This is a genomic window from Psychromonas aquimarina ATCC BAA-1526 (assembly GCF_000428725.1).
In the GTDB taxonomy this organism is placed as follows: domain Bacteria; phylum Pseudomonadota; class Gammaproteobacteria; order Enterobacterales; family Psychromonadaceae; genus Psychromonas; species Psychromonas aquimarina.
Window position 1 is genome coordinate 1 of sequence record NZ_AUAM01000145.1, and the last position, 1,004, is coordinate 1,004.

Sequence of the window (1,004 nt, forward strand, 5' to 3'; positions counted from 1 at the left end):
AAAAAGGAATCTAGCGTTTCTTTTGCGGCTTTTAGCAGCGCCTGATAGGCCCATTTTTGATGATGCCAGGCAAAGTTGCGGAGCTGTGCCGGCAGAGTAAAACCGATCAGATAATAATCAACGGGCAGTAATTTCTGACGTTGACAATCTAGCCAGTCATTATTGACTGAATGCTGACATGCGGGGCAATGCCGATGTCCGCAGGAGGGAAATAAAGTAGCGGTAAGATGACAATAATCGCAGTGATACAGCATGGCTCCGGCTTGTGATGTGTGGCAGGCGATGATTTGCTTGAGTGCGTGTCGATGTGTGTTTTTCATCCTGCTCCCATATTTATCGAGCAGCGGCTGTTGATAGTGTTCGGCAATAGAAGCGAGGCTAATCATGCTCCTTCTCCTGCCAGTTAATGGATAATGAATCAATAATGTCATTGAGCATTAATGCACTGTTTTGTGCTACTTCGTCTGTCATACGCGTGTAGATCGCAGTGGTTTTTGGATCTGAATGGCCGAGAAAGGTTTGAATAGAGCGCAGACTGCAGCCGCGCGCTAACATGTGTGTGGCGATGGAGTGACGCAGTGTATGAACATGGACGTTTTTGCTGATGCCGCATTCTTTCGCCACAAGCTTAATAGTTTTTTGAACACCGCCTTTATCCATCACCATTGGTTTACCCTCGCGGATATGTGGCGCTTTGCCACCCGGGAAAATCAAGGTCGGGTGACGATGGGTTTTCCAATAACGGCGTAATGCTAATAAGGTGGCTTGAGGTAACGGCACAAAGCGGTCTTTTTTACTTTTGGTATTACGCAGATGAACCCGCATCAGATGACCGTCAATATCAGCCGTCGTCAGGTTTAGTGATTCACTTAAGCGCAACCCTAAACTGTAAGTGGTTAGATAATAAACCTGGTATCTGAGCTGTCGGGTTGCATTGATGATCGCTTCGACTTCAGTAACGGATAAAAGATCCTGAATGGGCTGCTGTTTAGGCGGTTTAACGA

At 46.7% G+C, this 1,004-nt stretch carries 2 protein-coding genes; both read right to left on the reverse strand.

Features of this window, described 5'->3' with window-relative positions:
• On the reverse strand, window positions 1–386 hold a 386-nt coding region (locus tag G337_RS0119465; protein WP_028865319.1), incomplete at its 3' end, for an IS91 family transposase.
• Window positions 379–1,004 (reverse strand): tyrosine-type recombinase/integrase (locus G337_RS0119470; protein ID WP_028865320.1); only part of this gene is annotated, 626 nt, incomplete at its 5' end. The genes G337_RS0119465 and G337_RS0119470, both read right to left, overlap by 8 nt.